The organism is Nodularia sp. LEGE 04288 (genome assembly GCF_963896525.1).
Taxonomy (GTDB): domain Bacteria; phylum Cyanobacteriota; class Cyanobacteriia; order Cyanobacteriales; family Nostocaceae; genus Nodularia.
The window spans coordinates 40,630-66,073 of the sequence record NZ_CAWQOY010000160.1 but is presented as its reverse complement, the minus strand read 5'-3'; the positions used below and the strand labels follow the sequence as shown (position 1 = coordinate 66,073).

Genomic DNA, 25,444 nt, shown 5'->3' with positions numbered 1-25,444 from the left:
AACCTTGAGTGAGAAGGAATGACACAAGTTACCGTTCAAATAGCTTCGCCTTCAGTAGAAATTCTTCAGGAGACTGTAGAGGAACAAAATGGAGAAATTCCTTTAACGCCACATCTGGAAAAGACTGTAGAGACAGTTGAAAATCATAGAGACTCCCAGAGGGAAATTTCCCAAGTTTCCTTCAATGTGATTCATACAATTCGGGGAAGAGTGCGGTTACGTGTGCCTCGGTTACGCTATGATGCAGATTATGCCGATCGCCTGCAAAGTTTACTAACATCAGATCCGCTCGTCACAAGTGTGAGAATCAAGTCTGCGGCGGCTTCACTGGTTGTAACTTATAAATCCAGTGCAGTTACAGATAGCAAAATGCGATCGCGTTTAAGCTGTTTAATTTTAGCAGCGATTCCAGCGGGAATAGTGATCACAGATGCTCAAAAGTCATCAACTGCACTTGCAAACACTGACTCTTGGCCTGGGATGCAGTTGTCTGTGATGGCTACCAGTTTAGCTGTTCTACAAGGAACTTTAGGATTACCCATACCGCCAATTATGGTAATGGGAAGCATTGCTCTAGCCACATTTCCCGTATTGCAAAGAGCGCTGGTTGGAATCATAACACAGCGAAAACTGAATATTGACTTTTTGGATTTGATTGCGATCGCCATCACCACATTCCAAGGACGATTTCTCACACCAGCTCTGATGTTGAGTTTAATTGAAATTGGGGAAAATATTCGCGATCGCACCGCTCGGTCTTCGCAACTGCAAACCCTGGATTTACTCAACTCTCTAGGACAATTTGTTTGGGTAGAACGCGATGGGGAAAAGCAACAAATTCCCATCCAAGATGTACAACCAGGCGATATAGTCATTGTCTATCCTGGTGAACAAGTCCCCATCGATGGCAAAATTCTTCGGGGTAAAGCCTTATTCGATGAACAGAAACTCACTGGCGAATCTATCCCAGTCTTAAAAAATCAAGGACAAACTGTTTTTGCTTCCACCTTAGTCCGGGAAGGACGAGTTTATATTTTAGCAGAGCGGGTAGGTAATAACACGCGTGCTGGACAGAGTATTCAGTTAATCCAAGCCGCCCCAGTCCATGATACCCGCATGGAAAACCAGGCAATTAAAATTGCCGAACTTGCTGTGATGCCTACTTTGTTACTAGGTGGGGCAGTATTTGCCGCAACACGTAACCCAGCCAGGGTAGCCAGCGTCCTCACTCTAGACTTATGTACAGGGATTCGCGTATCTATTCCCACATCAGTTTTAGCGGCACTCTCCTACGCCGCCCGCCAAGGTATTCTCATTCGTAGTGGTAGAGCTTTAGAACAACTAGCAGCAGTTGATACCATTGTCTTTGATAAAACCGGGACGCTGACCAAAGGCGAAGTCACTGTAATTGAAGTGGAAAGTCGAAATCCCCACCTTTCCAGCTTGCGAGTTCTCGCACTAGCGGCCGCAGCTGAACAGCGCTTGACACACCCAGTCGCCGAGGCGATAATTCGTTACGCCCAAGCCCAGTCAGTGGAAATTCCCAGCCGCAGTCAGTGGAACTATGAACTTGGTTTAGGGGTTGAAGCCGAGATTGAAGGCGAAATTGTGTATGTAGGAAGCGATCGCTTTTTGCGTCAGCAAGGCATTAATATGGAGTCACTAGATGGAGAACAAAAATCAGCAAGTTCGGTGATTTATGTCGCTAGTAACGGTCAACTCCAAGGTATAATTAAATATAGTGATGTTCTGCGCCCAGAAAGTCGGGAAGTAATTAACAGCTTGTTGACAGTTGAAAGCGTAGAAGTTCATCTGCTGACCGGAGATAACAGGCGCACAGCTCAAGCTGTAGCTGCTGATTTAGGTATTCCCCCAACTCATACTCACGCCGAAGCCTTTCCTGAAGAAAAAGCCGCAATTGTCAGTCAGCTGCATGAACAAGGAAAAACAGTTGCATTTGTCGGTGATGGAATTAATGATTCGCCAGCTTTAGCCTACGCTGATGTGTCAGTGTCCTTTGGTGATGGTTCAGAAATTGCCCGTGAGACAGCAGACGTGGTGTTAATGCAGAACGATTTACATAGTTTACTACAAGCGATCGCGATCGCGCGTCAGACAAAGCAACTAATTCAGCAAAACACCAACATCGTGGCTATTCCTAACTTAGCAGCAATGGCGATCGCAGTTTTATTTGGTTTGAACCCCTTAGCCGCAACTGTAATTAACAACGGTTCAACCATCATTGCCGGAGTCAACGGTTTGCGCCCTATCCTCAAACCAGCGTCTCATCAAACTCTACCATCAGCAAGATGAGAAGACAATCCCACGCAGATTAAGCTAAAAGGCTTACTTACATCTAATAGAGTTAATTAATTATGGCACCTAAAATTACTGATTTCGTTGAAGATGCTGGCGCTCCTGGAATTATCGCCGGCATAGGAGCAATATTACTAGCACCTGTCCTCATTCCTGTAGTTGCGGGAATTGGTAAACCCATAGCCAAGTCACTAGTCAAAGGTGGAATTGTCGCCTATGAAAAAAGCCGTGGCGCATTTGCAGAAATAGGCGAAACCTGGGAAGACATCATCGCCGAAGCCAAAGCTGAAATTGCCGAAGATAGAGAAACACCAACATTTGAAGCATCTGCTGACAACACAGTTCAACATGGCGGATAAAAGCGATTAAAAGTTTGTAGTGAGTTGTCAGGTTGGTTAGGACGTAGGGTGGGTTAGGACGATAGTCCGTAACCCACCATTATACTTAAGTTTATAGTGGGTTACCCTGTGCTTTAGCAAAGCCATGCCTCCCTATATCCACCCTACAATTTTTGGGTAATTTATTTTTTGGTGTTCCCTAAACGCGATTAAAAGTTTGTAGTGAGGACTTCAGTCCTCAAAATAAATAGGACTAACGCCGGAACTCCCTAAAACTCTCATTTGAGGTGGATAATTTCATCATCTGGCGTAAGTCCTCACTACGAGCAGAAATATAATTCAGGAGGGCTATAGTGTGTTAACAAATAGTCATGGTAATCTTACAAAGCTAGCTAAAACCATTGAGAAAGCCAGCTTCAAAACCACACCCAAACCTATATCTACTAAAATCATCAGTGATACTCCAGGAAGACTAAGGTTGAGGATTTCTCAAGCTCATCGTCACCCTAGAGAAATCCAACGCATTGCTCATGTACTCAAAGCACAATCTCATATCAGTCAAGTACGAACAAATATTAGTCACGGTAGTATCATCATCAATCATGATGGTAAAGATGGCACATTAGAAAATGTATTGACTACTCTATTGGATTTAGGAGTGACTTTTGCTGATATTACTGAAGGTAATTCGGAAGCAGCAGAAGATATGAAAAGCACAATTATCAACTTAAATAAACGATTGGAGCAGGCGACAAGTGGAGAAGTTGATTTGCGCTTTCTTTTTCCTCTAGGATTGAGTCTTTGGGCTGTTAGACAAGTTATAGTCCAGGGTTTGCAACTGGAAATTATTCCCTGGTATGTCTTGGCTTGGTATGCCTTTGATAGTTTTATTAAACTCAATAGTAGTAGCCAATTACAGCTAAATCCTGAGCCTTAACTTGATGCAAGATAGGCAATTTTATTGAGTGATGCGGATAATTTTATCCTGACCTTGGGGACAATTACCACGACCATCACAATTACTGGTAGTGATGTATAACTCACCATCTTTACCCATAATCACATCCCTAATTCGCCCAAAACCATCTGGGGAATTTCCCTGAAAGTAAACTTCATGAGTTTGCACTTGTCTAGGGTTAGCTGAGTCAAATACAACTCTATGCAGATGTCGGGAACCCAAAGTACCAATAATTAAATTACCTTTCCACTCTGGAATAGAATCTCCAGTATAAATTGCCGCTCCGCCTGGAGGTGCAGCTTCACGCCAAACCAGTGAGGGACGCACGAATTGTTTTTCAGCTTCACAGTTTTCCACAGCCGGCCAGCCCATATTCTCACCAGCTTGGAGTACAGAAACTTTGTCTTCACCTCTTCTGCCTAATTCTCCACTAGGGCCGTGGTCTGTCACAAACAACGTCGATGGATTGTACCAATCAAAACCTTGGGTGTTGCGAATACCAGTAATGAAAACGGGATTATCTGGAAAGGGATTATCTGGGGGAATTTCTCCCTCTGGAGTTAAGCGCAGAATTTTACCCGCTAAACTATCAACATTTTGGGAAATTTGCGGTTCTCTAGCATCACCAGTCCCAATATAAAGCATTCCATCGGGGCCAAAGCGCAAACGACCGCCATTATGATAAAGAGCAGCTGGAATATCATCAATAATCATTCGCTCTGATGATGCAGTCAATCCATCTGAGGATAATTGCCAACGTTCAACTCGGTTGACTGGCGAGCCATTTTTATCGGTGGTGTAGTATAAATAAAAAAATCGGTTAGTGGCAAAATCTGGGTGTGCCGCAATTCCCAGCAACCCACCCTCACCGGAGGCTGTAATCTTGAGATTAGCAACAGGCGGCTTTAATTCTCCATTCTCTACCAGTCTCACCCGCCCTGGTCTTTCCGTCACCAGCATTTTGTTATTCGGTAAAAAGGCAATTCCCCAAGGAACCTCTAAACCTGTGACTACTTCCTCAGCTCGTACTTTCACCTTTCCGGGAGAACCAACACCGTCTGCGACAAATTTACAGGCTGGAGTTTCTGAAGACACATCTGTGGCATTAACTGGTGATGTGGTTTCTTCTCTATCATTGGCACTTATCGGTTCGGTTGGTGTACCGTTGCAAGATACAAGCCCCATGAGGCTAAGACTAATCAACGAGAGTTTGATAGTTTTTGGCAGCTTCATGTTGAAATGCAATTATTTTTTATAAATTTTAACAAAAGTTTTTGAATGCAGACGCGGCTGAAGTTACTACCTGCACTTTGATAGAGACGCGATGGATCACGTCTCTACTCAGCACTTAGAATACTCGATGTTCTAGGGAGGGCATTTGACGGCGAACTTGTTCTAAGCGAGAAGGTTTGATTTCGGCGATCGCAATTCCCGGTTGTTCACCAGCATCAGCTAAAATTACACCCCAAGGGTCAATAATCACGGCGTGACCGTGGGTGTGGCGCAGGTCGTAGTTATTGCCAGTTTGAGCCGGGGCGATCACGTAGGCAGTATTTTCAATGGCTCTTGCTTGTAATAATACTTGCCAGTGGTCTTTGCCAGTGAAGGCAGTGAAAGCAGCCGGGACAAACATGATATCCGCTCCTTTGTCTGACAAATGTCGGTACAATTCCGGAAAGCGGACATCGTAGCAAACAGAAAGTCCGATATTACCGAGTTGTTCAGAGAAATAAACTGCGGGGAGTTCTTTACCAGCTACAACGGTGCTAGATTCTCGATAGGTGTTGCCGTCGGGGACATTAACATCAAATAGATGTACTTTATAGTAGCGGGTGAGTTCTTCACCACTGGGGTCAATGAGGATTGTAGTGTTATAAACTTTGCCTGTATTCTCTACAGGAACTGGAAAACTGCCGCCCAAGATGGTAATTTGGTAGCGCTGCGCCATTTTTTTGAGAAATTGGGCAGATTCACGATAAATCTCGGCTGCTTGTGCGAGTTTGTCTTTCTCCTCTCCCATAAAAGAAAAATTTTCTGGTAACCCAACTAATTCAGCACCTCGACGCACAGCCAGGTCAATTAGTTCTTCTGCCTGGACTAAATTTTTGTGTACATTGGATACACTGGTCATTTGAATAGCGGCGGCTAAATAAGACTTCATAGATTCAACAAAAAACAGTGATTTTGTCTGGGTTAGATTTTAAAAATATATCGTTAGTTGCAGAACTACGGAACTTTTTGGGCATGGGGTCAGCTTTTTGCTAATATTCTCTCTTTCCGATTCAAAATTTGACAACAACTATTCCATCATTAACTCATAACACCTGAGCAAGTGCGATCGCTTAACCTGGAGAAGAATTTTCCGATTCAAAAAAGCTAAAAGTACACTGACGCGAGTTCATGCAACCCCAAACTGGTAAAGTGACATCGATTCAGCAACGATTAGACAGAAGTTCAGCTGAGAGACAAAAACTTTTGACAAATTGGCACACCATTCGTCACGGCAGTTGTTACATTAGTGAATTATTCATAAAAAGTAATTAATAGGGTGTTAACTGATGGCAGAGCCGAATCAGGAAGATAAAAACAAATTTATTTACCCCCGCAGTCGTTACTATGGTCAATTTCAGCCAGAACATTTAGTATTTAATGCCAATCTCCAAGAATTTGCTCAAAGAGTCGGCTACATCTCCAATTTGGAAACATCTGGGAAACTGACTCCCCAACAAGCGTATAAAAAAATTAAAATTCTGTGGAAACAGTTGAAACGCAGCAAAAAACAACTGAACATTGCTAACAAACTAGAACCACCGACAACACCCTAAAATTATTTAAATTCCGGGCTTAGTCCCTGAAACTCATCCGGGGTGAGTGACACCACGATATTTTCCGATTCTATTTGAATAATGCAACGCCTGCTAGCTTGACTGTCCGAGTTTGACTCGAATCCACAAACTACGCCAACTTTTCCAATTACGTATGCTGGACGTAGTATCAAAACTTTATCCCCGACTTGAACGCTCTTTGAGGTATACAAAATTGCTCCTATAAATTCTGCATTTTCAGAATGAAATTATATGAGTGAGATCCGATAATTATTTTATTTTACTTAAAATTTGTGTACTTTATAACCTTTTCTTAACTAAATTTGGTTTAAATCATGCATTGTCCCCCTGCCTTTCCTCCTCTCCCCTGCACCCTGCACCCTGCCCCTTTCCTCTTTTTTGACTGCTAGGTTCCAATTTTTCGGTAGGATAGCTCCTATCCTCAACTGAGCTATACCGACAAGAAAGTAATACTATGACAACTTCCCCAATCTCTGGTAACTGGCATCTCCTCCTGCAACAATTAATGGATAGTCAATCATTGACTCGCATTCAAGCTGCTGAGTTGATGCAAGGGTGGTTAACTGAAGCTGTTCCCCCAGAGTTATCGGGGGCAATTTTAACAGCGCTCAACTTTAAAGGCATTTCCGCCGAAGAATTGACGGGAATGGCTGAAGTATTACAATCTCAATCAAGACTGGGGACTGGGCAAGAATCGACTCAATCCCCAATTCCCACTCTCATCGATACCTGTGGTACTGGTGGCGACGGGTCGTCAACTTTTAATATTTCCACAGCCGTGGCTTTTGTGGCGGCTGCTTATGGTATACCCGTTGCTAAACATGGCAATCGCTCCGCCTCCAGTCTCACAGGCAGCGCCGATGTCTTGGAAGCATTGGGAGTCAATCTGAGTGCTGACCCTGAAAAGGTGCAAGCAGCAGTACAAGAGGTAGGAATCACTTTCTTGTTTGCCCCTGGGTGGCATCCGGCGCTCAAAGCTGTTGGTTCTTTGCGACGGACTCTCAAAGTCCGAACAGTATTTAATTTACTGGGGCCATTAGTAAATCCTTTGTATCCTAATGGGCAAGTAGTAGGGCTATTTACTCCCACACTTTTAACTACTGTTGCCCAAGCGTTACATAATTTGGGCAAACAAAAAGCAATAGTCTTGCATGGGCGAGAAAGACTTGATGAGGCTGGGTTAGGAGATATCACTGATTTGGCAGTTTTATCAGAGGGTGCAGTGCAGTTAACTACTCTCAATCCCCAAGAAGTGGGTGTAACTTCTGCTCCCATTGCGGCACTCCGGGGTGGGGATGTCCAAGAAAATGCCGTGATTCTCAAGGCAGTGTTACAAGGAAAGGGAACTCAAGCACAACAGGACGCTGTGGCATTAAATGCTTCTTTGGCACTGCAAGTAGCGGGGGCCATTCCATTGTTAGACCATGCTCAAGGTGTCAGTGTGTCTAGGGAAATTCTTCAGAGTGGTTCTGCATGGGAAAAATTGGCACAACTTGTCCAGTTTCTACAGAATTAACTTCTAAGCGTGATTGCGGGCTAAATTCGACAACATCCCGTCTAATGGTGACATCATAGTTGCCAAAAAAGTCGTGTCCTAATAATCCCGTTTCTAGTTCTGCCCCGGCGATCGCCACTGTTACTTTATTGATCATCACCCCAGCCACGGCCATGGAATCAACATAACCAATGGGAAATTCTACTGTTCTGGCACTGGCAGTATTTGCCTTGACTGTTCCCACTTGTACCACTCCCAAGGTTTTGGCCATTTCTTGGGTGATGACTGTGCCACTGGCTCCTGTATCAATAATCATGTCAAATTTCTGCTGGTTGTTGAAGGTGACTTCGACAATTGGCGTTCCACCCATGCGTCGTTTGATAGGAGCAGTAAATACTGGTTTTTCTGGGGTGAGAAATGCTGATTTCGGCGCAACGGGTTTGACTGATGGCTGTTTTGGGGATAGTGGGGGAGTTAAGATCGGAATCGAGGGCTGAGTTTGAGGTTGGGGAACAGCCACTACGATGCGCTGATTATCCGCCTGTGCTGAGGGGACGGAGAGAGGAGTCGCTTTTTGTCGGGCAGTTTTGACTTGGCCTCGGTATTCGGAAATTTTACCTTGGGCTGTGGCAAATTCTGGGCTTTGTTGCGGCACTTTTTCCATGAGCGCGATCGCATCTTGGTACTGACTCGCTACCAATTTCCAATCATCTGGCGATTGTGCCGATTGACTGATGCTCCAGGCTCCCACAGCTTTATTTAAACCCAGTTCAAAAAAATTTATTTCCGGTTCTGACGGTGGTAGTGCTTTCGGTGCTGGCTGCGCTGGTGGTGCGAGCAGTTCAACAGGAGGCGACAGTGCCAAATTGTCAGTTCCTACAGAAATTTCCTTGCTAATAGTCCCAGAAGTGTCTTTTTTTTCATTACAGGCAACACCCAAAACTGCGAGAGTGCTGGAGAGAAAAATCAGGGTTGCACGAGATAAAAATGACTGAAGCATAATTAACTTCAATTTTACATACGTAAGGGACTGCAAATCTATCAAGTGTAGAGTGTCACATGGGATAATTAATTTTGACAGTATTAGCTAAATTGGGGGCTAAAGACTGCTGACTATTAACTCTTAACTGCTGACGGCTAAATAAATCCAGGTCAACAATCACAACAATGACTCTTCCACTATACCCAAAGTCAAGCTTTGCTACACTGGGCTAACACCCTCCTCCGCTAACGTGGGTGTGGATCAAGGAATTGCCTCCTTTGAAACCGCGATTATGCCCTATGTTTAATATTTAAACCTCATTCTTTTGTTTTAATCACCTATGCCTCTGTCTGACTCAATACCTGCTCTACTTGTCTTGGCCGATGGAACCACATATCACGGTTGGTCTTTTGGTGCAACGGGAACCAAAATCGGGGAAGTGGTCTTCAACACCGGCATGACTGGATATCAAGAAGTCCTGACTGACCCTAGTTATTGTGGTCAGATTGTCATTTTTACCTATCCGGAATTAGGGAATACTGGCATTAATCTGGAAGACGAAGAATCAGATCGGCCGATGTGTGCCGGTGCGATCGCTCGCAATATTTGTCATCGACCCAGTAACTGGCGCTCAACACAATCCCTGCCTGATTACCTCAATCAGCACCAAATACCTGGGATCTACGGCATTGATACCCGCGCCCTCACGCGGAAAATTCGCACGTTAGGAGCCATGAACGGTGGGATCTCCACATCAATTCTCGATGAAGCGGAATTGTTAGAACTGGTACAAGCAGCGCCCAGCATGGCTGGTTTAAACTTGGCACGTCAAGTCACCACCTCCACCATGTATGAATGGACAGAGGCCACAATTCCAGCTTGGGAATTCAACTCGGAGTCTGTGGTCAATTCGGGAGAACCCTTTACTGTTGTCGCCCTGGACTTTGGTGTAAAACGGAATATTTTGCGTCGCCTAGCCAGTCACGGTTGCCGAGTCATCGTTGTCCCCCTAGATACACCACCAGAGGAAATTCTCAAATACAATCCAGATGGGATATTTCTTTCTAATGGCCCTGGTGACCCAGCCGCCGTTACTGAAGGCATTACCACTGCTAAAGCATTGCTGGAAAGTCAAAAACCCATATTCGGTATTTGTATGGGACACCAAATTTTAGGTCACGCACTAGGGGCAGAAACTTATAAACTCAAATTTGGTCATCGTGGTTTAAATCAGCCCGCCGGACTACAGCAGAAGATAGAAATTACCAGCCAAAACCACAGTTTTGCTATTGACCCAGATTCATTACCTACCGGATTAGTGGAAGTGAGCCACCTCAACCTCAACGATCGCACAGTTGCTGGGGTACGTCATAAGTCTCTGCCGATATTCTCTGTTCAGTATCACCCAGAGGCTAGTCCTGGCCCTCACGATGCTGACTACTTATTTGAGCAATTTGTCCAAACAATGCGAACAGCACGGTCATCTAAAACTGCTGAAGTCAGCTAAAAAAGGAGATGGGGAATCAGCATCAAAGCGATTAATCGTGATCTACCCATGCCCCTATTCCCCTTATCCCAGGAGATTGTAGACAAATTGTGCTAAAACCATCTATACTTGAGCGTTCGCTTTAACCATGAGGAGGGAATTATTGCTGAGCCATTGAATCTAACCGTGAGCCTGAGAGGCACTCGCGAAGCCCGGGATAACTGTCAGCTATTCCGCCTCACAGGTTTGTTAGACGCATTTTCTGAGCCGACGTTTCGCAAGATACTTGGCAATAAAATTGATGAGGGTCCAAAGCATATTATCCTGGATCTTTCACAAATTGACTTTGTTGATAGTTCCGGATTGGGCGCTCTGGTGCAGCTAGCTAAACAAGCTCAAACTGCCGGCGGTACTTTGCAAATTGTCACAAATGCCCGCGTCACTCAAACGGTCAAGCTGGTGCGCTTAGAAAAGTTTCTCGCCCTGCAAACTTCAGTTGATGCAGCTTTAGCAAACATCAAGTAGTCTTGATCGCTTTATCTAAAGAGATACACTCAACTGTGAGAAATTATATCTGGGTAGCTTAATTTTTAGAACCGCTGACAAATAACCTCTCTCCTGGCGAGAGAGGTTTAAAAATTACTCAATCTCAACCCTGAAAGCGAGGAAGTTCAGATGACAATTATTTATGGATAGTGCAGTGCGTTGGAGTTGAGGTAATATTGAATATTGAACGCTGTCCAAGTGTGTAAAATAGCTTGATTATCTGATACAATATATTACTCCTCAAGATAAAGTACCAATCAACAAGGTTAAAAATAGTAAATAATATTTGAGAATTTCGATTATCTTAGGTGTGCCAACATGGGTGGCTTCAGAAATAATAAATAAATTAAAGCTCTCTGAAGATGCCTGCTAACTATAGCCCGTTAAGGAATGATTAATTTGTGACATCACAGGAAAAAGAGCTATTAGATGGACAAGATGAAACGCCTACGCCGGAGTTGTCTTGGCATCAAGCACTGTTGGCTACCAGCGGGACATTACCTCTAGAGATTTCTCCGTCACAAATACAACAAATTTCGCCTTTGGCTTTAGCCTATATAGGTGATGCAATTTATGAATTGTATGTTAGGATGTTCTATCTGTTGCCAATGCAACAGACAAAAGTCTACCACTGTTTGGTAGTAGCACAGGTAAGAGCCGAAACACAAGCGCTTCATTTGCGATCGCTTACTCCTCATTTGAGTCTAGCCGAATTAGAAATAGTCCGTCGAGGCCGTAATGCCGCATCAGGACGACCTAAGCGGGTTGACCCCAAAATTTATCAACAGGCAACAAGTTTAGAAACTTTAATTGGCTACCTTTACCTCACCGATTTCCCACGCTTAACCGAATTGTTACAAAAACTCCATCTAGAGAAACAGTGAGTGACTCAATCTCAAGATAGGAAACTCAGCAATAGCGGTTCAGTAAATTCAAAACATCACAACGTCCACCCAATAAACTATACCCAAAACTTATATGACAAGCAAACCCAGGAAAATTCAGACTCCTAGCGAACCGAATCGTGGGCAACCCCTGAAATTGAAGACCAAGCGGATTATTCCTAGTTCCATTCGCAGTCCTCGCGTCGGCGATCGCGATAAAAAATCTGTCTCCAGAGGGATAAACCAACATCGCATTGATCCCCAGCCATCTCCAGCGCCAAAACCACCAGAAGATAGTGATCTCATTTACGGTCGCCATCCAGTTTTGAGTGCTTTGGAAGGTGAACGGGGATTGAACCGCATCTGGATTACTACTCGTCTGCGTTACGACCACCGCTTTCATCATTTACTCCTGCAAGCGAAGGAACATGGCACAGTCATTGATGAAGTAGAGCCAAAACGTTTAGACCAAATTACCGATAGAGCTAATCACCAAGGAATCGCGGCGCAAGTAGCCCCCCATGACTACATTGAGTTACCTGATTTAATTGCACAAGCCAAATCTATTACTGATCCCGTAATTGTGGTGGCTGATGGCATTACTGATCCCCACAATTTGGGCGCAATTATTCGCACAGCTGAAGCCATCGGCGCTCAGGGATTGGTGATTCCCCAAAGAAGAGCATCGGGGATCACTTCTACTGTGATCAAAGTGGCAGCAGGTGCTTTAGAAAACTTCTCTGTGGCTAGAGTAGTTAACCTCAGCCGCGCCTTAGAAGAATTGAAAGAAGCTGGCTTTTGGATCTATGGTACAGCCAGCACCGGCAGCGAACCCCTGCATACAGTTAAATTTAGTGGTCCGATTGTTCTGGTTATCGGTTCCGAAGGCGACGGGCTGAGTATGCTCACACAGCGTTCCTGCGATGTCTTGGTCTCCATACCCCTCCTGGGCAAAACCCCTAGTCTCAACGCCTCAGTTGCGGCAGGTATGGCGCTTTATGAAATCTATCGCCAACGGTCATCAAACACTTTGTATCTAGATAAATTACCAAAACCTCTTTAAAAAAAGACAGTAACAGAGTATAAAGAAATGTAAAAGAAAAAACAACACCATATCCTTTCCTTTAATATCCAGTACCACATTGATAAATCGGCTACAACCATGCAAACGATTTGGAATAACCTGAAGGAATCATTAATTAACACATTCCACAACCTGGGCTTAGCTTGGTGGGTGGAGATCGTGACGCAAAATCCCCGTTGTACTTACTACTTCGGGCCATTTCTGAGTTCTGCTGATGCCAAAGTGGCACTCAAAGGCTACGTAGAAGATTTGGAGATCGAAGGAGCGCAAGGAATACTTGTGAATGTAAAGCGCTGTAAACCAGGTACTTTAACAATTTCCGAAGACTTGGGGGAAAGGATTGACCGCAAAGTAAAGCCTGCCTTTAGCGGTCAGATATAATTTAAATTCAAAGGCTTCCATAGTTCTCAGGCCGCGCTTGGGAACTATGGTAGAAATTGGGCTGTTCACAACCGGATTTGTCACGTCGCTTATCTACGAGACGCTACGCGAACGCTCCGAATTCAAAATTCAAAATTAAATAACCCCCGGATTAATCCGGGGGCTTGTATCCTTTTTTTCTTTGGTAAAGTGGAAATAAGGGACTTCCTAGAAATAAATTATCCGAATAAACAAACCACAGAGACGCAGAGGACACAGAGTTATGAGAGTTTGAGAGGTTTTTTGCGTTATACCAATGATTTGTGAGGCTGCATATTATTTCGACCCCACCCCTAACCCCTCCGGTGCAAGCGAGGATGGGAACTCGATTTCTAGTTAAATTCTATTTATGTATCTTTATATTCAATTGGTATTAGGTGGTTGAGTGTTTTTTATTTGCAAGTCCCTAAAGTAATTTATCCTATTGCAGAGATATAGCAAGCGCCTTGGCGGTTAGCACATGAAAAAATACCAAAACCAAGTCACAGCGATCATTTCAATTTTGACCGAAAATAATGGGATACAAGCCCCGCCCTTCTAGGACGGCTTTTTATTTGTTTTCAATTTTCTAATCAAATTTCTAAGTACATCAGATTTAGTTCTCTGAGTCACCTTGCAGTAACTTTCGAGATGCGCCAATTCTTCCTCGGTTAATCGAAAAAATACACTTTTGTTCATGGTATTGTATATTGATATGATATACAATAGTAGCAGTTTTGAAGAAAAAATAGTGAAAGCCAGATATAAGTTCCGATTCTACCCGACAAACCAACAGCAACAGCTTTTAGCTCAGTTGTTTGGTTGTGTGCGTGTAGTTTGGAATGATGCTTTGGCTATTTGTAAAAAATCTGAGAAACTGCCAAGTAACAACGACTTGCAAAAGTTGGTGATTACCCAAGCTAAAAAGACTGATGAACGTTCGTGGTTATCTGATGTTTCCAACATCCCGTTGCAACAATCGGTGGCTGATTTAGGGGTTGCTTACAAAAACTTTTTCGATTCCCTTAAGGGTAAGCGCAAAGGCAAAAAAGTTGGTAGCCCAAAATTCAAGAAAAAGACAAACCAACAATCTGCACGTTTTAGAATCGGCGGATTCTCAGTCAAAGGTAATGAGGTGTATCTGGCAAAAATCGGCAACTTTAAGCCAATCTGGTCTAGACAACTACCTTCTGCACCTACTTCTTGTACTGTCGTAAAAGACTGTGGTAACCGCTATTTTTTGAGCTTTGTAGTAGAAGTTGAACCGATTCAAATCGATGCTAAGAGCCAAAGTATCGGGATTGACTTAGGGATAAAAACTTTTGCTGTAATGAGTAATGGTGATAAATTTGTTAGCCCTGATTACTCAAAATTGGATAAACAAATTCGTCGCAAGCAGCGCCAATTAGCCCGACAGCAAAAGGAATCAAAGCGTAGAAATAAAACCCGAATTCAAATTGCTAAACTGCATAACCAAATTGCAGATACTCGGAAAGATTTCCTACACAAACTATCCACTAAAGTAGTTAGCGACAACCAAGCAATTGTTTTGGAAGATTTGAACGTGTCAGGAATGGTCAGAAATCGTAAACTTGCAAGAGCAATTAGTTTACAGGGATGGCGAGAATTCCGGGTATTTTGCGAGGCTAAAGCTGAAAAACTTAACCGTGATCTCAGGATCATTAGCCGATGGCAACCCACTAGTCAGACTTGTTCTTGTTGTGGGTATAGGTGGGGTAAAGTGGATCTCTCTATCCGTTCAGTGCTGTGTTTAAATTGCAATGCTGAACACGACAGGGACGAAAATGCTTCTAAAAATATAGAAATGGTCGGCATGGGGCATCGGCACGACCTTAAACGGACGAGGAGCGACTATCAGACTACTCCGGTAGCAAGTTGCAGTGATTCGTCAAGAATCACCGCACTTTAAGGGCGGTGAGTATGTCAATATTCTCTGCGAGACACTACGTGAACGACTAAGTTCACGATAAACTTTTGACTTTTGCTATATATCCCAGGTTAATATTCCCATCGGGTTGTTCTAAGGGGGAAATTTTCACAAAAATTATTTCCTAAATGTAACTTTTTATCTGAATGAAGGGATTTGTGTCTTTTGGTATATGACTGAGTATAGTGAAAATTTAAAATAGAGTTATGGCAAGAATCCTAATTATTATTTATAACCACAGATAAACGTCAATGTAGACGCATTCTCAAACACCGAATGCTTTCCCACGGGGTATACATATCAGTTTATTCGTGGTTTTTTACTTTTATTTTTGAAAATTTAACTATAGCAACCGCCAAGGAGGTTAAGACATCAACAGATAATCAAAATTAGACACCAAAAGGGTTTTAACTCACTCCCTACTCCCCAGCTATATCAGCTAAATTTTCAATTATGTAGGATGTGTAACGGCAATTCAAAAATTTTAGAGACGTGAAAAATCACGCCTCTCATTTCTTAGACCTCAAGCACTTTTTACTTAATTATTCACCAGCTTATTTCAACATACTTAGAGGTTTTTTTGCCGACTCCTAGTTTCTAAGTCTTTAGGAATTACTTTTTGCCCATTGACTATTTCTGGTGTCTGGATAATAACTCTTTCCTTCTTTCTTTCTTTTGTAGAATAGTAAGGTTTAGCAGGCTCTTCTTGTACTACTATTTGACGTTCCTTAGAGATATAATAGGGTTTAGTTATTGCTCCCTGATGATTTCTCTCCGAATAGTAACCATCCGCCTGAACTGAAGTAGTAGGAAAGGTGACAAACCAAACTAAACTAGCAAGGAATACTAGAGTAAGTTTGCGGCACAATTGAGTAAATATTTGCTGGGCTTTCAACATAAGCAAAACCATCTCCTAACTCTTTAACAAATGTCTGAATGTTAGGAAACTTTTTAGTTAGTTAACGTCTTCCCCCAGGCTGGTTACGTATATATAAAAAGTATTGCTCATTAGCCATTAGTTGTTTCCGCACACTGCCCACACTTTTTAAGCTATAGTCACATCTGGAGACAAGTAAACATCCTGAATGGCATGAAATAGTTTCACCCCTTCGTCAAAGGGACGCTGGAAAGTCTTCCGCCCGGAAATTAAACCAGTACCGCCAGCCCGTTTATTAATCACAGATGTCCGCACAACTTCCGCAAGGTCATCTTTACCAGAAGCACCACCAGAATTAATTAGCCCCGCACGTCCACAGTAGCAATTAAGGACTTGATAACGAGTTAAATCAATCGGGTGATCACTGGTCAATTCTGTGTAAACTCGTTCATCAGTTTTGCCGTAACTTTTGTTAGTCGCTTTAGCTACTGCACCGTAACCATGATTACATTCAGGTAACTTTTGTTTAATGATGTCCGCTTCAATCGTCACACCCAAATGATTTGCCTGCCCTGTAAGGTCAGCCGCAACATGATAATCTTGTTCTTGTTTAAAAGCGTTATTACGCAGATAGCACCAAAGAATTGTTACTAAACCCAGTTCATGGGCGTGTTTAAAAGCTTGGCTAACTTCCTGAATCTGCCTAGCAGATTGTTCTGAACCAAAGTAAATTGTCGCGCCTACCGCCACTGCACCCAAGTTCCAAGCTTGTTCTACATCAGCAAACAATATCTGGTCATATTGATTGGGAAAAGTTAGCAGTTCGTTGTGATTGATTTTGGCGATGAAGGGGATTTTATGGGCATATTTACGCGCAACACTACCTAATACACCTAAAGTTGTCGCCACAGCATTACAACCTCCGGCTATTGCCAATCTGACAATATTTTCGGGATCAAAATAAATCGGATTAGGCGCAAAAGATGCACCAGCTGAGTGTTCAATTCCTTGGTCTACTGGTAAGATAGATAAATAACCAGTATTTGCCAGCCGACCATGAGAGTAAAGTTGCTGGAGATTACGCAAAACTTGAGGATGGCGATCGCTATTTATCCAAACTCGATCTATAAAATCTGGGCCTGGTAAATGTAGTAAATTCTGAGAAACTTTTGCTTTGTATGTAAGTAGGTTTTCTGCCTCTTTACCTAACAAAGACTGGATAGAATTAGCTTCTAAAACTGTTGTAGTCATTGAATTTTCCTCTAACTTCAGGCAATGACAAAAATAATTACTAATTCACAATTATAACAACTGCCAAGATAATTTAAGCATAATACCTTGTACTGTGGAGCGATGACGCTTTGCGCCCACCGGAGGCGATCGCTATACCTCTTTCTTTAGATGAAGTAGTAACTTCCTAGAGATAGAGCCACTTGTCTGATCACAGAGGTTATTCTGATGATTACCAACAATTAGGTAGTAAATCAAACTCAATATTTCTCAGCTACATACATTTTTCATTCAAGCCTCTTGTTATTAGAGAATATTTGAAAACTGTTTGGCTGTGAATTTAAGCACTTCCTGATCCCCCCTAGCCCTCTAAAAAAGGGTGGGGATGGTATCAAAGTCACCTTTTTCAGGGCAATTGAGAAAGTTTTGCTACCGACAATAGAACTTTTCCAAAATCCTCTTACAAAGCTTTAGTTTCTCAATATCGGATCAAGGAGTGAAATCAACAGCTATGTCTATTCCCAATGAACACGAAAGTAAAAACATTGACATCAAGCAAGAATCTTACACTGATACTAATGGTAATACTCACACCCACGTCAAACGAACCACGGAACGCAATTTAGCCGAGCGTGACAATAACAATGCTGCTAGTGGTTTGCTGTTAGGTATTATCCTTACTTCCCTGCTGAGTTTGATTGTCGGTGGGGTCTGGTACTTCAACCAGAGCAATAAAGCAACTGTTGACAATACTGATACTGTGCCTGTGTTGGTTCCTGTACCGAGTAGCAGTCCCACCGCTAGTCCATCTCCTCAACCACAAACGACGATCATCGAAAAAACTACGGAAGTACCTGTATTTGTCCCTGTTCCACAACCACAACAGCAGGTTACACCCCCATCTGCACCTCGCCAACCGGATATTAATATTACTGTTCCACCCCAGCAGCCTGCGGCAGAAAAAGCGCCTTCTCCAACCCAGCCAACCCCTAACCCGACACAAAGCCCGACTAGTCCAACGAATAGTAATTCTACTTCGGGAAACGAAGGCGGTACTTCTACTAAGACTGTCACTCCAAGTACAGAAAATGATCCATCTAATAGTGGTTCTTCTACCCCAGGTGATACGACTACAGGCGGTTCTGGTCAATAACGGCTGACTGGAAAATAGGGAAGCCAAAAGCAATCATTTGGAATGCAGAAAATTTGCGATCGCTACCGGAGTTAAGAACTTTTGCACTAGAACTGGTAAATCGCGATCGCATTCTGAATAATTTGCCACCTTTGCCAGAAGATCCTGAATTGCCCTCACCGCACAACTCCATGCACAGGATATGTTTGACCAAAGAAAAAAAGGATACAAGCCTCTAAATTTATTTATGGAGAAGCAAAAAGTGAAACAACATTAATTCAAGCCCCCGGATTTATCCGTGGGGTATTTAATTTTGAATTTTGAATTTTGAATTTTGAATTCGGAGCGCAGCGACGTGACCAAGGAATACACCAAATTTGGTTATGGAATGGTAACTGGGGCGAATGGTCGGATTTATGCTGTGCAAATGTTTGGCTTCTAGACTTGCTAAGGAATTAAAAAAAAGGCAAATCTCGGTAGGGATTGTGAGATATCCTTAGATAAGTGAGAGATTTGCCAAATAAATTAAGCATGAAGCTGGCAGCACGAGTAAGTAAGGTGAACCCTTCTTTAACCTTAGCGATCGCAGCTAAAGCTAAGGCCATGAAGGCTGAGGGAATAGACGTTTGTAGTTTCAGCGCTGGAGAACCGGATTTTGACACTCCAGCCCACATCAAAGCCGCAGCAGCGAAAGCTTTGGAATCAGGTAAAACCAAGTATGGACCAGCCGCAGGAGAACCAAAGTTAAGGGAAGCGATCGCCCAAAAACTGAAAACTGAGAACGGTCTTGATTATCAGTCCGAGAATGTGATTGTCACGAATGGCGGTAAACATTCTCTGTTTAACTTGATGTTAGCCCTGATTGATTCGGGTGATGAGGTAATTATCCCGGCTCCCTATTGGCTCAGTTACCCGGAAATGGTAACTTTAGTTGGTGGGAAGCCAGTAATTGTCACCACAGATGCGGCGACGGATTATAAAATTACTCCGTCACAACTACGTCAAGCAATTACACCCAAAACAAAGTTATTTATTCTCAACTCCCCATCTAATCCCACCGGGATGGTGTACACGCCAGATGAAATTAAAGCACTGGCGCAAGTGGTAGTGGATGCAGATATCTTTGTCGTTTCTGATGAGATTTACGAAAGGATTCTCTACGACGGTGCAGAACATATCAGCATTGGTTCTCTGGGTAAAGAAATTTTTGACCGTACTTTGATCAGTAACGGGTTTGCGAAAGCTTACTCCATGACTGGTTGGCGACTGGGTTATTTAGCCGGGCCAGTGGAGATTATTAAAGCGGCTAGCACTATTCAAGGACATAGTACATCGAATGTGTGTACCTTTGCTCAATATGGTGCGATCGCGGCTTTAGAAAGTTCTCAAGACTGTGTAGAAACAATGCGCCTAGCTTTCGCGAAACGGCGACAAGTAATGTTAGACCGACTCAACGCCATTCCGGGATTGAGTTGTGCTAAACCAGACGGCGCATTTTATCTGTTTCCTGATATTAGCAAAACAGGTCTCAAGTCCCTGGAATTTTGTAACGCTCTCTTGGAAGCACAGCAAGTAGCAATCATTCCGGGTATTGCCTTTGGTGCTGATCAAAACATTCGTTTGTCTTACGCCACTGATATGGCGACTATTGACAAAGGGATGGATAGGTTGGAGAAATTTGTGAATTCTCTTGTTTAGGAATGCGGATTTAATCAAGTACAAAACCTCACCCCTAAACCTTTCTTCTTAGCAAGGAGACGGGAGACTTTAACGAAAGTCAATGGCGGGGTGAGGTCAATAACCAGATTTACAGGTTATGGAGGTTTTGCTAGATTTGTTCTGATGAATTTGGCTCAGTTGCAGTTTATTGACTACTAGAATCAGTAAGTAAATTCCGATATTCCCAGTGTCCGCGTTTGCCCAAATCTTGGATAATATTTTCAGCAGTTTTTCTTGCTTGGTAACTGCTGCTTTGAATAGCTTTACTCAGGATAGTCTTAGTTTCATTACGCCAGCCGTAGTTACCCCATCCAGACTTGTCTTTTTTAATCATCAATTCAAGACACTCGATGACTAATTCTGGCATCGTATCAGCAAGTACAGCTAGACGTTCCAGCAGCAAAAAGTCAGGATCTACTTTACCAACTAGCTCAAGAATTTGTTTAATCTGTGCGATCGCCCAAGAGTCCTCAAATTTTGCTGAACCGAACCACCAGCCAAAAGCAGCAAGTTCAGTAGCATAGGAACTAGGTTCATGAGAATTACACGCTGTTTCCAGACGCTTTTCCCAGAGTAATTGGAAGCTATTCAGGATTTCTGGATCTATCTCATTTTCTGTCTTCTTAAGGGTTCGCCCTACCAATTCAAGAGCATAGCCACGCAACGCATCAGAAGCTAACTCAAAAAACCGCGTTAGTAATCCCCCTGGCTCATCCAAATTCCCTAATACGCTAATAATTGACCTAAATCTTGATTTATTCAAATTATTATACTGTATATAAGCTCACCAACTTGGAGAAAGTAGTTGCTAAAGAACTTACCCATGATCGTGATTTCCATGAAACAAAAACACAGTGAAAAATAGTATGCGTTCTGCACAGGCGATCGCTACCCATTGCCATATTGCTTTAATTACTCAAAGTCCAAGTTGATAACTGGTTGAGCAGGTGTAGCTGACGGAATCAACTCTCATGCAGATTCTAGAGGCTGGAAACGACTTTCTACTTGATAAACCAGCGAAAAACGTTCCACAAGCTTTAACTTTTTGACCCCAGTAATTTTATGAAAAATTTACTAAAGTTATTCTGGGGAATTTCGCTCTGTTGCAAGTCTCACTTGTTCGGGGGTTAAACCCAATAACTGAGCAACTTCCTCTATTGTTAAACCACGCGCCAGCATCCGGGGTACAAGTTCGAGTTTAAGTCCTTCTCTGCCTTCTTCTCGACCCTCAGCTTTGGCTTCTTGATAAACCCTAGTTTCTTCTAAATTGACTCCTAACATCGCCTCTACCTCTTCACGGCTTAAATTGGCAAACTTGTAAACAGCGATTGTTGTAATTACATCTATTATGTCATCTTTAGGCAAAAAACTCTGTTCTTCTTGTTGCACCCGTTCGATCAAGCGTTTTGCCTGTTCCACCATTTGATTCTCTGACGCAATGGTTAATTGCATCAAACTGATACCCACAGGTTGCTGATCAAAATTGCCTAATTCATCCAGATAAATCCGTTGTACTTGTGAACTATCCAGTAGTGACCTGTGAATAGTCGTGTTTTCTGGCTCTAAACTGCGAGACTGGAAAATAATTACACCGTACCAATCATCATAAACAGATGGGTTTCGGTATAGATATAGCAGCGATTCTGAAAAAAAACGGTGGTAGAGTAACTCGTCTTTTTGAAACTGCACCTCGGCAAAAAAGATCATCTGGGGTGTTACATCTGGTGGTGGTAAAAATACCCCATCAATCCGAAATGTTGGTTCTTTGACTTCGACTGATTCAAAGCGATAATTTCTGGCTGTTGTTGGTGGTTGTTCTATTAATTCAAATAACAACCAGGGGGAACGCTGAAAAAGTTGATAAAAAATGGCATCACGTCTCACAAAGCAATCCTCTGGATCTGTAGATCAACAAGAGTATGATCATAGATCGTGATTGCCATGAAACAAAAACACGCTAAAAAATAGTATAAGTTCTGCACAGGCGATCGCTAAACTGGTAAACTGACCAAATAACCTTGTTTTTTCAATTACATATAAAAAACTTCCCCGCAATTTCCGGTAAATATTCAGCATTCAGGATTTCATCAATCCCATCTCGCGTAAACCTTGGCGTAGTCTGTTCGCTTCTTCGGGGTTTTGTTGTTCGTAAAGCAGGATAGCATTTTGAAACGCTGTTAAACTCGCTTGAACATTGCCAACTTTTAGCTGTACTACCCCTAAATTTTGATAAGCTGGTGCATAGTTGGGATTACATCGGATAGCTTTTTGGTAACAGGCGATCGCATCTGGAATTTGCAGTTGGCTACCGAGGGCGGCAATGACCATACCACCAATCAGAAAGCCGAGCGTTAGGGACTGCAACTAAGACCCAAGTCCCGCAGGCAAAAAATACGGGTACTAAACAGCCGGGATCATGCCCCGACTGTTTAGGTCTACGTCGTTTCGATTCAACAGCCGTCTGGCCCGCAGAAAGTGTGCGCGTACAGTACCTCTGCGTCACAGATATAAGCAATGCCCGCATAATCGTTGAAAAACTTCATTGCGATCTGCTCCGCAATATTCTCGGCCATATCCCGATTTTCGGTGAGTACCTCAAACTTTATATTCGCTTGGGTGTCGGAAACGTTGGGTTGTCCCGACGAGCGCACATTGCGACTGCCTTTACCGCCAGTTTCCACCACCGTATAACCAGTCGCTCCGGATTCATCGATGATATTGGCGACCTTTTTAAGCAGAATCTTTTCCGTGATGATGACGAGCTTTTTGGCTGGCTTGGCCATGTTGGTTACCTCCTTACTTACGTACATTGATATTATATATTGAGTTGCTTGGTCTGCCGGGTCAAGGGAGCGCCGACAGACTGCAACTAGTCTGGGATTAGCTGCCGCCTATCGCCTGGGCAAGACCGAGGAAGAGCGGTATTGCCACGCCGATCGCAATGGGTGTACCGATGGCTGTGGATGCGCCGATATAGGCGGAGGGATTAGCCGACGGAATCCCGGCTCGCAACGTGGGGGGTCCTGAGATGTCTGAACTGGAGGCGGCAATGACGGACAGAACCACGACACCGCCAAGGCTGAATCCTGTTGCGTAGTGGGCAATCATACCGAGACCGAAGGCGATGAACCCATGCAGCAACGGTGCTATGAGGCTATACACGACGTACCACTGGGCCACCTTACGCAGTTCACCAATCCTTGACCAAGCCTCCATACCCATGACCAGCATCAAGATCGAAAGCAGTCCACGGAAGGCTGGGTCGTAGAAGCTTTTATAGACACTTTCCGGCTGAGTGAACAGTCCAAGAGCAAGGCCGAGCAACATTGCCGATAGGGCAGGCCCCCGGAGGCTTTCCTCCACGATCGGCCATATCTTGACCCGATCATCCGGAGACTGCTGCTTGCTGAGATACTCTTGCCGGGTGCTGGGATAATCCCCTGCTGCAACGGGCTGCTTGCCGAGATACTCGTCTGCTGCACTACGCTTCTTGTTTTTGAGATAAATGTTGGCTATCACAATCGCAGTTACGAGTGCTGGGATATCCATGAAGGGATAGAGTGCGCCAGCCCATGCCTCGTATACGATCTTTTGTTCGTCCAGTACCGTCAGGGCGGCGGCCATAGTAGAGCCACTGACAGCACCAAACAATCCCCCGGTCGCAATCGCATCCACGGTTTTGACCTTCGGCAGCTTGGCTAATGTATAGCGCGCGATGAATACAATGATAATCCCTACTACTACAGAAAACAGTACGGGTAACACCATCTCAGTCAGGTTGGAATTGCGGATCGCAATACCACCAGTCAGACCGATTTTGGTGAGCAGCATGAAGACGATGATCTTAGAAATCGACTCTGGAATTACCAGTTCGCTACCAAGGGCGGCAATTACCATACCACCAATCAGAAAGCTGAGTGTTGGGGACTGCAACTGCTTAACGAAGTCCATTAAAAAATTGGATAAAAAATCCACGAATACCTCCTTTCGGCTCCTCTAACGAAGAGCGATTATTGTGATAAATGAGCTTGAAAAATTAAGGATGAAGCGCTTCATCCCTACAGCACAGGTGTTACGCGAATACCTGCCGACAGGTTGTTCAGAGGTGGTCGCTCTCTGAACTGGGACCGAAGGTGTCGCGCTCTTGAAGTAATTCCTAGACCAAGGCCTATTAAGAAGAAAATTTCTATGTGCTTCAGTCTATCCTTAAATCTGCACAAATTTGCGATCGCTATACATGGATCTGCTAAGTAATTTCAAATTCAAATCATAAGTTTTCCTTTTAGTTTCAGAAAACCCATATATTTCTGGCCAATAGTAAATTGCGATCGCCTCCGGCGGGCGGAGCATCATCGCAGAATTTTCTCTATACACGGATATTGCACCGAGGACGGTATGGGATCAGCCAAATCGGAAGAGTTGTTTGGACACCACTCTTCTAGCAATGATTGAGCTAATCAATCGACACTTCGGGGGGAGTGGTTGCCGGGTCATAAGTCGTAGACGGACTGTGACTGGCGAGGTTAAACCACCCCACCGCCAGTAGTAGACCGAACCCACAGCCCAACAAAAAAGTCCAGGCGTGAGACGACTCAAGTACGCAGAGCAGGCGGCGATCGCGCCCATATACTTGCACTAGCCAGCCTTCGCTGGTGTTGTTAAATTTGGTCGGAAGTTTAGTTGAGTCAAACTTGTTCATTATCTCATTACCGTTTTAAGCAGGTTCTTTAGTTTTGATTATGTGTTTTCAAACCTTGTGGTTAGTTGCAATATTCATGGTCATTCATGCAACTGCTTAACGAAGTCCATTAAAAAATTGGACAAAAAATCCACGAATACCTCCTTCCACCTCCTCTAACGAAGAGCGATTATTGTGATAAGTGAGCTTAAAAAGTAAGGATGAAGCGCTTCATCCCTACAGCACAGGTGTTACGCGAATACCTGCCGACAAGGTGTTCAGAGGTGGTCGCTTTCTGAACTGGGACTGAAGGTGTCGCTGTCTTGGAGTAATTCCTAGACCTATTAAGAACAAAATTTCTATGTGCTTCAGTCTATCCTTAAATCTGCACAAATTTGCGATCGCCATACATGGATCTGCTAAGTAATTTCAAATTCAAATCATAAGTTTTCCTTTTACTTTTAGAAAACCCGTATATTTCTGGTCAATAGTAAATTGCAATCATAGGATTTTCTCTATACGTTGT

The 25,444-nt window shown here is 43.5% G+C and carries 26 protein-coding genes and 1 pseudogene; 14 read left to right on the top strand and 13 right to left on the bottom strand.

The window, feature by feature from the left end; genetic code table 11:
• The first annotated feature begins 18 nt into the window (after window positions 1-18).
• From AACX33_RS23500 to AACX33_RS23490, 3 genes are all read left to right on the top strand, one after another.
• Window positions 19-2,313 (top strand): heavy metal translocating P-type ATPase, encoded by a 2,295-nt coding sequence (locus AACX33_RS23500; RefSeq protein WP_193997895.1) that lies wholly within the window; start codon window positions 19-21, stop codon window positions 2,311-2,313.
• A gap of 62 nt (window positions 2,314-2,375) precedes the next feature.
• Window positions 2,376-2,675, top strand: a complete 300-nt coding sequence (locus AACX33_RS23495) for a DUF5132 domain-containing protein (RefSeq protein ID WP_193997896.1) — start codon at window positions 2,376-2,378, stop codon at window positions 2,673-2,675.
• Window positions 2,676-3,009: 334 nt separating this feature from the next.
• Entirely contained in the window at window positions 3,010-3,591 is a 582-nt protein-coding gene (locus AACX33_RS23490) for an HMA2 domain-containing protein (protein ID WP_193997897.1), read from the top strand.
• A gap of 21 nt (window positions 3,592-3,612) precedes the next feature.
• Here AACX33_RS23490 and AACX33_RS23485 read toward each other — a convergent pair whose 3' ends face one another.
• Complete coding sequence (locus tag AACX33_RS23485) at window positions 3,613-4,845, bottom strand: PQQ-dependent sugar dehydrogenase (protein WP_193997898.1); 1,233 nt, start codon at window positions 4,843-4,845, stop codon at window positions 3,613-3,615.
• Window positions 4,846-4,960: 115 nt separating this feature from the next.
• On the bottom strand, window positions 4,961-5,773 hold the full coding sequence (locus tag AACX33_RS23480; RefSeq protein ID WP_193997899.1) for a carbon-nitrogen hydrolase family protein: 813 nt from the start codon (window positions 5,771-5,773) through the stop codon (window positions 4,961-4,963).
• A 397-nt stretch (window positions 5,774-6,170) separates the two neighbouring features.
• On the opposite strand from AACX33_RS23480, the gene AACX33_RS23475 reads away from it, so the two are divergent.
• A complete protein-coding gene (locus tag AACX33_RS23475; protein ID WP_193997900.1) occupies window positions 6,171-6,437 on the top strand; it encodes a DUF7219 family protein in 267 nt (88 codons plus the stop codon).
• A gap of 475 nt (window positions 6,438-6,912) precedes the next feature.
• Window positions 6,913-7,974, top strand: coding sequence for an anthranilate phosphoribosyltransferase (gene trpD / locus AACX33_RS23470; protein WP_193997901.1), 1,062 nt, complete (start codon window positions 6,913-6,915; stop codon window positions 7,972-7,974).
• On the opposite strand, the gene AACX33_RS23465 is transcribed toward trpD, so the two are convergent.
• Window positions 7,904-8,953, bottom strand: coding sequence for a retropepsin-like aspartic protease family protein (locus AACX33_RS23465; RefSeq protein WP_193997902.1), 1,050 nt, complete (start codon window positions 8,951-8,953; stop codon window positions 7,904-7,906). The two genes, trpD and AACX33_RS23465, sit on opposite strands and share 71 nt — an antisense overlap.
• 322 nt (window positions 8,954-9,275) lie before the next feature.
• Between AACX33_RS23465 and carA the strand changes: the two genes are divergently transcribed.
• From carA to AACX33_RS23435, 6 genes are all read left to right on the top strand, one after another.
• Window positions 9,276-10,442 (top strand): glutamine-hydrolyzing carbamoyl-phosphate synthase small subunit, encoded by a 1,167-nt coding sequence (gene carA, locus AACX33_RS23460; protein ID WP_193997903.1) that lies wholly within the window; start codon window positions 9,276-9,278, stop codon window positions 10,440-10,442.
• Window positions 10,443-10,550: 108 nt separating this feature from the next.
• Window positions 10,551-10,946, top strand: coding sequence for an STAS domain-containing protein (locus AACX33_RS23455; protein WP_193997904.1), 396 nt, complete (start codon window positions 10,551-10,553; stop codon window positions 10,944-10,946).
• Window positions 10,947-11,368: 422 nt separating this feature from the next.
• Window positions 11,369-11,851: a ribonuclease III domain-containing protein gene (locus tag AACX33_RS23450; RefSeq protein WP_193997905.1), complete on the top strand. Its 483-nt coding sequence runs from the start codon at window positions 11,369-11,371 to the stop codon at window positions 11,849-11,851.
• A 94-nt stretch (window positions 11,852-11,945) separates the two neighbouring features.
• The gene (gene rlmB, locus AACX33_RS23445; protein WP_193997906.1) at window positions 11,946-12,914 is read left to right on the top strand and encodes a 23S rRNA (guanosine(2251)-2'-O)-methyltransferase RlmB; all 969 of its coding nucleotides are present in this window, start codon (window positions 11,946-11,948) and stop codon (window positions 12,912-12,914) included.
• 99 nt (window positions 12,915-13,013) lie between these two features.
• Window positions 13,014-13,316, top strand: coding sequence for a DUF1816 domain-containing protein (locus tag AACX33_RS23440; RefSeq protein WP_193997907.1), 303 nt, complete (start codon window positions 13,014-13,016; stop codon window positions 13,314-13,316).
• A gap of 769 nt (window positions 13,317-14,085) precedes the next feature.
• Entirely contained in the window at window positions 14,086-15,264 is a 1,179-nt protein-coding gene (locus AACX33_RS23435) for an RNA-guided endonuclease TnpB family protein (protein WP_193997908.1), read from the top strand.
• A gap of 586 nt (window positions 15,265-15,850) precedes the next feature.
• Here the strand turns inward: AACX33_RS23435 and AACX33_RS23430 are convergent.
• Both AACX33_RS23430 and AACX33_RS23425 read right to left on the bottom strand, forming a co-directional pair.
• Window positions 15,851-16,180 carry a hypothetical protein gene (locus tag AACX33_RS23430; protein ID WP_193997909.1) on the bottom strand — a complete coding sequence of 110 codons (330 nt, stop codon included), beginning with the start codon at window positions 16,178-16,180 and terminating at the stop codon, window positions 15,851-15,853.
• Between the two features lie 147 nt (window positions 16,181-16,327).
• Window positions 16,328-17,410, bottom strand: a complete 1,083-nt coding sequence (locus AACX33_RS23425) for a class I fructose-bisphosphate aldolase (protein WP_193997910.1) — start codon at window positions 17,408-17,410, stop codon at window positions 16,328-16,330.
• Between the two features lie 490 nt (window positions 17,411-17,900).
• Between AACX33_RS23425 and AACX33_RS23420 the strand changes: the two genes are divergently transcribed.
• The 3 genes from AACX33_RS23420 to AACX33_RS23410 all read left to right on the top strand — a co-directional run bounded on the left by AACX33_RS23420 (window position 17,901) and on the right by AACX33_RS23410 (window position 20,219).
• The gene (locus AACX33_RS23420; RefSeq protein ID WP_193997911.1) at window positions 17,901-18,542 is read left to right on the top strand and encodes a hypothetical protein; all 642 of its coding nucleotides are present in this window, start codon (window positions 17,901-17,903) and stop codon (window positions 18,540-18,542) included.
• Between the two features lie 53 nt (window positions 18,543-18,595).
• On the top strand, window positions 18,596-18,760 hold the full coding sequence (locus AACX33_RS23415) for a hypothetical protein (protein ID WP_193997912.1): 165 nt from the start codon (window positions 18,596-18,598) through the stop codon (window positions 18,758-18,760).
• Window positions 18,761-19,052: 292 nt separating this feature from the next.
• On the top strand, window positions 19,053-20,219 hold the full coding sequence (locus AACX33_RS23410; protein ID WP_193997913.1) for a pyridoxal phosphate-dependent aminotransferase: 1,167 nt from the start codon (window positions 19,053-19,055) through the stop codon (window positions 20,217-20,219).
• 166 nt (window positions 20,220-20,385) lie between these two features.
• On the opposite strand, the gene AACX33_RS23405 is transcribed toward AACX33_RS23410, so the two are convergent.
• The 8 genes and pseudogenes from AACX33_RS23405 to AACX33_RS23370 form a co-directional block, all read right to left on the bottom strand.
• Window positions 20,386-21,003: a hypothetical protein gene (locus tag AACX33_RS23405; RefSeq protein WP_193997914.1), complete on the bottom strand. Its 618-nt coding sequence runs from the start codon at window positions 21,001-21,003 to the stop codon at window positions 20,386-20,388.
• 317 nt (window positions 21,004-21,320) lie between these two features.
• Complete coding sequence (locus tag AACX33_RS23400; RefSeq protein WP_193997915.1) at window positions 21,321-22,124, bottom strand: Rpn family recombination-promoting nuclease/putative transposase; 804 nt, start codon at window positions 22,122-22,124, stop codon at window positions 21,321-21,323.
• A 39-nt stretch (window positions 22,125-22,163) separates the two neighbouring features.
• A complete protein-coding gene (locus tag AACX33_RS23395; protein ID WP_227788812.1) occupies window positions 22,164-22,316 on the bottom strand; it encodes a hypothetical protein in 153 nt (50 codons plus the stop codon).
• Window positions 22,317-22,532: pseudogene (locus tag AACX33_RS23390) on the bottom strand (tetratricopeptide repeat protein); the annotation flags it as partial. It lies immediately after the preceding gene.
• 158 nt (window positions 22,533-22,690) lie between these two features.
• The gene (locus AACX33_RS23385; RefSeq protein WP_193997916.1) at window positions 22,691-23,023 is read right to left on the bottom strand and encodes a P-II family nitrogen regulator; all 333 of its coding nucleotides are present in this window, start codon (window positions 23,021-23,023) and stop codon (window positions 22,691-22,693) included.
• Window positions 23,024-23,120: 97 nt separating this feature from the next.
• Window positions 23,121-24,215, bottom strand: a complete 1,095-nt coding sequence (locus AACX33_RS23380; RefSeq protein WP_193997917.1) for a sodium-dependent bicarbonate transport family permease — start codon at window positions 24,213-24,215, stop codon at window positions 23,121-23,123.
• A gap of 231 nt (window positions 24,216-24,446) precedes the next feature.
• Window positions 24,447-24,593, bottom strand: coding sequence for a hypothetical protein (locus tag AACX33_RS23375; RefSeq protein WP_193997918.1), 147 nt, complete (start codon window positions 24,591-24,593; stop codon window positions 24,447-24,449).
• Window positions 24,594-24,693: 100 nt separating this feature from the next.
• Window positions 24,694-24,939 (bottom strand): hypothetical protein, encoded by a 246-nt coding sequence (locus AACX33_RS23370; protein WP_193997919.1) that lies wholly within the window; start codon window positions 24,937-24,939, stop codon window positions 24,694-24,696.
• Window positions 24,940-25,444: the final 505 nt, after the last annotated feature.